The 8,459-nt window shown below is 31.4% G+C and carries 9 protein-coding genes; 1 reads left to right on the forward strand and 8 read right to left on the reverse strand.

From position 1 onward, the window contains the following. A partial coding sequence (locus B8963_RS15760) for a transposase (protein ID WP_143312564.1) occupies window positions 1–302 on the forward strand: 302 nt, incomplete at its 5' end. Between the two features lie 230 nt (window positions 303–532). Here the strand turns inward: B8963_RS15760 and B8963_RS15765 are convergent. From B8963_RS15765 to B8963_RS15800, 8 genes are all read right to left on the reverse strand, one after another. Next, window positions 533–1,282 carry a hypothetical protein gene (locus tag B8963_RS15765; RefSeq protein WP_084063174.1) on the reverse strand — a complete coding sequence of 250 codons (750 nt, stop codon included), beginning with the start codon at window positions 1,280–1,282 and terminating at the stop codon, window positions 533–535. A gap of 183 nt (window positions 1,283–1,465) precedes the next feature. Further along, window positions 1,466–2,818, reverse strand: a complete 1,353-nt coding sequence (locus B8963_RS15770) for a TrkH family potassium uptake protein (RefSeq protein ID WP_084063175.1) — start codon at window positions 2,816–2,818, stop codon at window positions 1,466–1,468. A 174-nt stretch (window positions 2,819–2,992) separates the two neighbouring features. Next, window positions 2,993–3,520: a hypothetical protein gene (locus B8963_RS15775; protein WP_084063176.1), complete on the reverse strand. Its 528-nt coding sequence runs from the start codon at window positions 3,518–3,520 to the stop codon at window positions 2,993–2,995. A gap of 153 nt (window positions 3,521–3,673) precedes the next feature. Beyond that, window positions 3,674–4,666 (reverse strand): alpha/beta fold hydrolase, encoded by a 993-nt coding sequence (locus tag B8963_RS15780; RefSeq protein ID WP_084063177.1) that lies wholly within the window; start codon window positions 4,664–4,666, stop codon window positions 3,674–3,676. Window positions 4,667–4,880: 214 nt separating this feature from the next. Next, complete coding sequence (locus B8963_RS15785) at window positions 4,881–5,432, reverse strand: hypothetical protein (RefSeq protein ID WP_084063178.1); 552 nt, start codon at window positions 5,430–5,432, stop codon at window positions 4,881–4,883. Window positions 5,433–5,907: 475 nt separating this feature from the next. Further along, window positions 5,908–6,264: a hypothetical protein gene (locus tag B8963_RS15790; RefSeq protein ID WP_084063179.1), complete on the reverse strand. Its 357-nt coding sequence runs from the start codon at window positions 6,262–6,264 to the stop codon at window positions 5,908–5,910. Between the two features lie 271 nt (window positions 6,265–6,535). Then, a complete protein-coding gene (locus B8963_RS15795) occupies window positions 6,536–7,012 on the reverse strand; it encodes a hypothetical protein (RefSeq protein WP_084063180.1) in 477 nt (158 codons plus the stop codon). 201 nt (window positions 7,013–7,213) lie between these two features. Beyond that, the gene (locus B8963_RS15800) at window positions 7,214–7,981 is read right to left on the reverse strand and encodes a carbonic anhydrase family protein (protein WP_084063181.1); all 768 of its coding nucleotides are present in this window, start codon (window positions 7,979–7,981) and stop codon (window positions 7,214–7,216) included. Between the last annotated feature and the right edge of the window lie 478 nt (window positions 7,982–8,459).

Consider the following 8,459-nt stretch of genomic DNA (forward strand, 5'->3'; position numbering starts at 1 on the left):
TTAAAGGGAAAACCCGAATTAGTAAAAAGGGAAACAGTCATATCCGAGCGGCCTTACATATGCCTTCGATGACTTGTGTGCGTTGTAATCCCACATTAAAGCAATTCTACAATAGACTTAAGCCAAAGAAAGCAAAGCCCTTGGTGGCTTTAATAGCAGTTCAGCGGAAGTTGTTAATCCTGATGTTCACCTTATGGAAGAATGAAGAAGTTTATAATTCAGATTTTGAGAAAAAAAAGCAGCAAAAGCATAATACTCTTGCTGCGCAGGATAACAAATTGATAAATCAACTTGTTTCCTAAAATTTTAAAGAAAAAGCTTGCTTTTTGACACAGTACCTATGGCAAGTAGGGCAGGCAAGGAAACTTTTCGTTTCCGTCTGGTCTGCTAGCCAGAGCTTTTTGTTTTGTAATTATTTTTTCTTTTTTAATTGCCAAATCCAAAAGATTTGGCGGACTTGGTAAATAAGCCCGCGCCCTTAAATTTAGTACTTTATGCCCTATTTGCTATAGGCATTGTTGGCAAATCGTTATTATTCATACTCAAATTCTGATGTGTAAATTAAACTTTTTTCATCTTCTATTTGATAAACTCTATTTTCTGAATCAAATTCATAAAAGTATTCGTAAAAAGTTAAAGGTTGACTAAAATCATCTCCTTCAAAAGGGTAAACTTTCTCTGTTCTAAAGATATTTTTAAAAAAAGGATTATAGTCTATCCTCAATATTCCGATTGACTGAATAAGATTTAAGGGGTTTCTTTTAGGTAATTCATAGTCCAAGAATTCAACAAAGATTTCTTCTTCATTTTCTACCGAAATTATATTATTATTTGAGTCATAATTCAGCTTTCTGATTCGGACGTTATTTGTATTAAATTCAGTTTTATATTCGTTAAGTCTTTCTCCATCAAAATTAAATTCAGCTATTTTTTGGTTTTGCATATTATAAACTTCCGCAAAATTATTTGTCCAAGTAATTGTAAAATTAGTAGAGCCATCTCTAATTTCTTTTATCACTTGACCTTTACCGTTATATTCAAAAGTACTTAAGTAACTAAATTGAGGATTGTAAAAATTAGTATAACTCTCTGAAGTTATTTTTCCTTGTTCATCAATTGAATATTCCTGCGTATAAACAAGATCATTAGGTTCATTTTTCTCTTTAAGAGTATATTTCGGATTAGTGACATTTTCCAAATTGTTAATTGGTTCTGAAGTATCGTCTGAGCTACAACCAAAAATTGAAAGAACGCAACTAATAAATAAAATTATTCTTTTCATAATATTTGTTTTTAATGTTTGCCAACGTTTGGGCTATGAGTAGTTGCGTGGGTTAGCACTTAACTTTGCAAGTACACACTAAACTGAAAATCTGCAAGGATTTTCAGAAGTAGGCGAGAACAAGCAATTACTTATAGCCATTGTTGTGTGGCGTTTTTTCTATTTTTCTTATTATTAATTTTTTCAAACAGCCAAATCATCAGTTCTGATGTTTTTTGAATCGTTCTCTTTTTGTTGCAACAAAGCAAATCCAAAAGTTAGAACTCCAACCCGTCCAATAAACATTAAAATAATTATCAATATTTTCCCAATGTTAGATAAATCTCCTGTAATTCCTGTGCTTAATCCAACAGTTCCTAAAGCGGATGCTACTTCAAATAATATGCTGTCAAAAGAAAAGTTTTCAAAGTAAGAAAGTAAAAATGAAAACAAGAAAATTAAACTCGTGTAAAGCATAAAAGTAGATGTCGCAACATATATTCTCTCAAATGGAATGAGTCGGTTTAAAAATGTGATTTTTTTCTGACCAAACAATCTGCTTTTCAATATCGATAGCATTGCCGTCAATGTCGTTATTTTCATTCCTCCTGCTGTTCCCGAAGGCGAAGCTCCGATATACATAAGAAAGGTTACAAGTAACAATATTGGTAAAGATAATTCACCGATAGGTATCGTGTTAAATCCAACTGTTGTCATAGCTGACATTGCTTGAAAGAAAGATGTCATTAGTGAACTATTTGAGCCAAGAATAGATGATGACTCAGTTGTGTAAATGAGTAAAGTACCTAAAAAAAGCAAAAACAAAAAACCATAAATAATGATTTTAGTTGTGAACGAAATTTCTTTTGATTTACCCCTAATTCGATACCACAAATCTGTAATTACAATAAAACCCAAAGAACCAGAAATTGCTAATACAGAAATAATTGTATTAATAAAAGTATTGTCTTGATAGCTTTCGAAACCATCTTTAAACAATCCAAATCCAGCTGTACAAAACGATGAAATACTATGAAAAATTGAAAACCAAATTGCTTTTGAACTGCCCATTCCAGAATTGGTAAAGGCAAAATAGAAAAGTATAGCTCCAATAGTTTCCATTATTAGGGTAAAAACAATAACGCTTTTGATGAAATCTTTTATTTGAATTGTATTAGGTAATGTAAATTCCGTTCCTATTAACTTACTATGCCAATGAGTAATTTTTTTTGTGGTAAATATTAAATAGTATGTCGTTAGCGTCATATATCCAATTCCGCCAATTTGTATTAATGCCATAATAACAAACTGACCGAAAAAATTATAGGAATCGAAAACGCTTATAGTTACAAGTCCAGTAGTTGAAATTGCAGAAGTCGAAATAAACAAATTATCTAAAAAGGATATGTCGGTTTTGTGAAATAAAGGAATAGACAGTAAAATAAATCCAATGAGCGTATACAAAAAGAATCCCCAAACTAAATTCATTTGAGGTGATTTACTAATTTGGAATTTTCGGTACCAATTAGATATTTTCTTATATGTTTTATTTTCCATTTTTTGTTTGTAAATGACACACAACGTTCAAGCTATGAGTAGTGCGGAGGAAAGGAAACCTTTTTGTTACGGTCTACGCACGTAGCAAAAGCTTTTTGTTTTGTTTTATTTTTTGTTTTCAGAGCAAAATCCTAAAGATTTTGCGGACACTTTAAATATACACAGAACTTTGGATTAAACACCAAACTCCGCATTACTTATAGGTTTTGTTGTGTGTAGTTTTTTTAGTCGGTTGATTATTTTTCTTGCGTTACTTTCCACAATTTTCCATTCCCATAATTCGGGGTTCCCAAATTCAGGGTTAGTACTAGTCCAGTTTTGGGCTCTGGTCTTGGAGTTTACAGAAATTCTACATTCAATTTCATTTTCATTTTTTTGTAAATCCAGATGCACGTATATCACACCCCATCCATTTGTATTATATCTGTAGGTTTTCCCGTTACAATATTTTGGGTTGAGTTTGATTTTATTTATATAGAATTTGCCCTTTGCTTCAGGATAGTAAATACCAAATCCTAAATGCTTTTTATTTTCAGAAATAGAGTTTTCGAAATATTTTAGAAATTCAGAATACGTTTTTATCCGAACTATTTCTTTTTCCTTTTCAGAGTATGATTCATAGAATTCGGTTTTAGAGTCCGCAAGAATATATTCTATTAGTTCAAAAAGTTGATTTTTATTTATGAATTCTCTTCTCTGCATTGAATTTTCTCAAATTACACACAACGGTTTTGTGTATGATTAGTGGCGTGTGTAAGCAACTAATTTAGCAAATAAAAACCAGATAGAAAATCCGCGAGGATTTTCGTAAGTAGGCGAGGACTAGCCATTAATTATACACGGTGTTACCCACAGTTATTTTTCTATTATCCAATTAATAATCATATTGAGCGGTTCTTTATCCATTTCGTAAAGTGATGAGCCAACTTTACCATTTCTATTGGTTAAATAATGATTCAGACTATCAAATTCTCTTATTTCAATATTAGGATTTCTAAAAGATTTTACTAAATCAACTTCTTGCTGGTGATTAATAATTTTATCCTTTGTTCCTGTAAGATATAAAGTTTTTATAGAAAGATCCTTAACTGTATGTTCTAAATTAGTTCTAGCCATTTCTACTAAAAAAGTGTCTTTTAACAATACTATAAACCTTTTATTAAATCCTTTTTCTCTGATATACTTCTTTATTTCCTTTTTACAAGAATTAGGTGTGCTTTTACTTATTAAGTCTATATATCCTTTCAAAAATGACGTAATTTCTGTTTTGGTTTTTTCCTTGCGCATTACTTCTGGAATACTATTTTCATAATTCCTTTCAAATTGGTTAACTAGAAAAGCTCCATTTTTTATAATTGGTGTTTCAATTAAAATGACGAAATCTAAATCATTATTAATAACATTAAGAGTTGCAATTCCACCAAGGCTGTGTCCTATTATCCCAAATTTTTTATCGAGAAATTGTTTTTGTAATTCCTTTAATGCGTAGCTTAAATCAGTTGACAAATCTCCCGCTAACTCAGAATAATCTCCTTCAGATTTTCCAATTCCACGCTCGTCAAATCTGTAAACGGCAATATTGTTTTTTAAAAATTCTTCTGCTAACACAAAATGAGAGTGTCTTGTGTCTCGTCCACTTCCAGGTACGATAATTACTATTTTTTCAAAAACAGTTTTTGGTGTTATTAAGGTTCCAGAAAGTTTTAAATTATCATTTGTATTTTCAAAGTCAATTTCTTTAAAATCATAGTATTCTTTATTACTAATTTCTTTTTCATAATTATAAATATTCTGAGAACTAACGATTGCAAAACAAAATAATAAAATAAGCAAAAAAGTTTTTTTCATAATTGTGGGTAACGTCTAAGCTATGGCAAGTAGGGCAGGCAAGGAAACTTTTCGTTTCCGTCTGCGCTCGTAGCCAAAGCTTTTTGTTTTGTTTTTATCTTTTTCATTTTAAAAGCCAAATCCAAAAGATTTGGCGGGCTTAGCAAACGAGCCCAAGCCATTAAATTTAATACTTTATGCCCTATTTGATATAGGTAATGTTAGCAGTAGTGTTTTAATATCCAGAAGTTTCGTTTTTTGTTTTCAAAATTTGAGGTCCTTGCTGTCTATAATAAATCAAAACATTAGTAATCAATTTATAAATTAACGTGTGGGAATCTGGCGAAGGACTTCTCACCGATATTCTACGAAAGCTATCATTGTCACTAAGTTGAATTCTAACAGAAGTTCCGTCCATCACAATGCGATGAGGATTATAATTTTCTAAAATATTTTTTGACGTTACAAATATTGAATCCGTTAATTGAATTAATGGATTGGATAAATCTATTGAAAAACTATCCTTACTATTATAATTATATTTCAAGTTTAAAGAATCTATCACCAGTGAGGCGTAATCAACAGTTACTCTTCCTTTAAGTATATTCTTCTCTAAACGATTAAATTTTCTCTTGTCTTTTTTATCCCAAACTCCAACGCTATCTCTACGGGTTAAAAATACTTTAGCTTGTGATATTCCTTTTTCAATTTTTATTCCAAATCCTTTACTCGTCACACCTGTGTTGGCTTGAATATCTATTGAATATCCTTGTTTCTGACCAAACATGAAATACGAAGAAAATACTAAAAAGATTATGAGAAAGTAATTCATTTTATATTACTGCTAACGGTTTGCATATGGCTTTGTGGCGGTTTCGAAGCACTTTCCTTTCCACCGAAACCAAAGCTGGCTGCGAAGCGAAAACCTTGCTGACTGCCGTTCACCCGCCATAAGCTATATGCGTTGTTATGGGCGGTTTTTATTTTTTGTCATTCTTGTTTTATTTCTTCTCCTTGATGAATATTATGTGACCAAATAGAAAGTTTTCTTCTACTATCGTTACCATAAATATGTTTCCACCTTAAATGTCGTTTTGCTCAATTGATACTTTGGTTTTTGGTAGCCCAAACTGAAAATTTTAAGTTGGGAAGAGTAGGCAAGCAGCTTGGCAAAAACCTCAACCTTAAAGTTTTTATTGACATCACTAATCAATCCGAATTTAGTCCTCGAGATTGCTATTTAGGCAAATGGTTTAGGCTTTTTAGTTTTTAAAATACATAAACGAAAAAAGCAAAACACCTATCGTGAGTAGCACTAATCCAATTGATATTGTAATTTTCTTTCCAAGATTCAACACACCTTGTCTATTAATTTTTTCAGATTCGGTCAATGGTCTTATTCTTCCTTCTCTGCTGTATTTATTTTCAATTGATTGACCTACTAATAATCCGAAGACAATACCAATTGCGGTTCCAATTCCGACAAAACCAAAATTCTTGGTGATAATACTGATGGGTATACCAAGACCTGAAAAGATGGCAATTCCTATTCCCATCCACATTCCTACAAAATGACCTTTAGGAAATGCCTTATTGTTATTGTCTAAATTATTGTTCATATCTGTTTTATATTAAATTAAAATATTTTTTTTGCAAAACTTCGTTTATTTTATTTACGGTAATTGCCCATAACGTTGCAGCTATGAGTAGTGCGGAGGCAAGGAAACCTTTTCGTTTCCGTCTGAGCACGTAGCAAAAGCTTTTTGTTTTGTTTTAATTTTTTTCATCAGAGCAAAATCCTAAAGATTTTGCGGACACATAAATATACACAAACCATTGGTTTATACACCAAGCCACCGCATTACTTATAGGTGTTGTTGTACCACGTTTTTATTTTTTTTCCATTCCAATTCCAATTATTTCATTCAACTTATTTAGTCCATTTTTAGAAATGATTCTAAAACCAAATTCAATAAACACTAACCGTAGAACTAGGATAAACATTATGGTCGGAAATATAAGTTCAATTGAGTTTTTAAATCCGTTTGTTAATAATGATATAACAAATCCAACAAGTGGGTATAGAAGGAGTATTATTAATACGATTTTATAGTTTTTAGTTATTCCAACTTCTAAGAGTCCATTTTTATTTTCGAGCTTGCCTTTAATAACGCAGAATGCTCCGTAAACTTTTTTGGACAGTTTTAGTTCAAATTCAGAGTCATTTATTTTTCCAATAAATATTTGCTTATTCCAGTCAGCAACGAATTGATCGTCCGATAGGGTTTTCTTTTGTAATTCTGATATTGCTGCCGCACTATCAGTAATTAATGTAATAGAATGTGTTTTAGTAGGGAAAATTTTCATTCAGTTTACAAGATTTTCTTAAATGTGGTACAACGGTTTTGTATATGAAAAGTAGCAGATTTTAAATGCTACACTTTTCCGATATTAGAGGAAAGATAATAAAAAAGCGCAAACCTAATGGCTTGCGCTAATACTGCTATTTTTTATATACGTTGTTGTGCAACGTTTTACTGTAGTTACTGTACAAACAAACTAAAAAAATTAATCTTTATTAAAGGTGACTTTCCCTGTTTCCATATCGTAAAGAGCAGATACAATCATAATTTTACCGTCATCTTCCATTTTGGCCATTGTAGGTGATTGCTGTCTTATATTTTTTACGGTACGCATTGCATTATTATTGATAACAAGGTCGGTATATTCAATATTTTTAGTCGTTCTATCACCTTCAAACTTTGTTTCTTTAATAGCTGGTTCTATTTCATCTAACAAATCTGCAAGAGCGTTCATCCCTAATGATTTTGCATCAACTTCATCAATGGTAGATTTTACAGCACCACAAGCAGTATGTCCCATTACAATAACTACCTTAGAGCCTGCAACTGCCGTAGCAAATTCCATTGAGCCTACTATATCTGCATTCTCAATATTACCTGCAACACGTGCAACAAAAATATCACCTATACCTAAATCAAAAACATCTTCTACAGGTACACGACTATCGACACAAGAAAGAACAATAGCCTTTGGATATTGCCCTATCATCGCTTTCCTACGTTGAGCAGAATGGTCACGTTGTGTAAGATTATTATTCATAAAATTTTCATTTCCTTTTTTCAGTCGACCAACAATTTCACCTGGTGTCATTCCGGCTTGGTCTTCAGCGGTCATAATACTTTCGACTACTTTTTCTTCAACAAGTTCTTGTTGGCTTTCTTGAGCTATAGGCTCGGATTTTTTTGTTTCTTGGCAGGATGTTGAAAATAATACTGCTGAAATTGCAACTAATTGTAATGTAATTTTTTTCATATTGTTTAATTAATTAGGTAAATACTTTAACAAAAGTAATATTAATTTTGATTCCTTTAATCATGATTAACATAAATTTAATAGTAATACTATCAAATTAGAAAGTATTACTATATGTTGACATTTTCTTGTTAATGTTGCACAACGGTCTCAGCTCGTATGTTTGTTTCTTAGTTTGAAGATAGTATATTTTTAAGAGATTAGGAGGTTCGGCTAGATACAAATTAATTGATATCGTTTCATAGAATTAAAACTTTTAGAGAGCTACTACTTTTTAAAAAGTAGTAGTTTAGATACTGAACATTAAACTAAAATAGAAGGGATAGCGAGTTCTCGGCTAGATACATTTAAAATGATATCGTTTCATAGAAATCCCACCCTTCTATAATTTTCTTAGAATCTGAACAGTACCTAGATCCATTACAGAGAGATCGAATCAAACGCGAGCAAAGGTTAACAAGAGAATTATAGTTTATAA

Origin of the sequence: Cellulophaga tyrosinoxydans (genome assembly GCF_900176415.1) — a bacterium.
GTDB lineage: Bacteria > Bacteroidota > Bacteroidia > Flavobacteriales > Flavobacteriaceae > Cellulophaga > Cellulophaga tyrosinoxydans.

Excerpts from the sequence above, each read along its gene's own strand:
- B8963_RS15765 (WP_084063174.1), bottom strand. The coding sequence starts at position 1,282 with ATGAAAAGAATAATTTTATTTATTAGTTGCGTTCTTTCAATTTTTGGT.
- B8963_RS15770 (WP_084063175.1), bottom strand. The coding sequence starts at position 2,818 with ATGGAAAATAAAACATATAAGAAAATATCTAATTGGTACCGAAAATTC.
- B8963_RS15775 (WP_084063176.1), bottom strand. The coding sequence starts at position 3,520 with ATGCAGAGAAGAGAATTCATAAATAAAAATCAACTTTTTGAACTAATA.
- B8963_RS15780 (WP_084063177.1), bottom strand. The coding sequence starts at position 4,666 with ATGAAAAAAACTTTTTTGCTTATTTTATTATTTTGTTTTGCAATCGTT.
- B8963_RS15785 (WP_084063178.1), bottom strand. The coding sequence starts at position 5,432 with ATGTTTGGTCAGAAACAAGGATATTCAATAGATATTCAAGCCAACACA.
- B8963_RS15790 (WP_084063179.1), bottom strand. The coding sequence starts at position 6,264 with ATGAACAATAATTTAGACAATAACAATAAGGCATTTCCTAAAGGTCAT.
- B8963_RS15795 (WP_084063180.1), bottom strand. The coding sequence starts at position 7,012 with ATGAAAATTTTCCCTACTAAAACACATTCTATTACATTAATTACTGAT.
- B8963_RS15800 (WP_084063181.1), bottom strand. The coding sequence starts at position 7,981 with ATGAAAAAAATTACATTACAATTAGTTGCAATTTCAGCAGTATTATTT.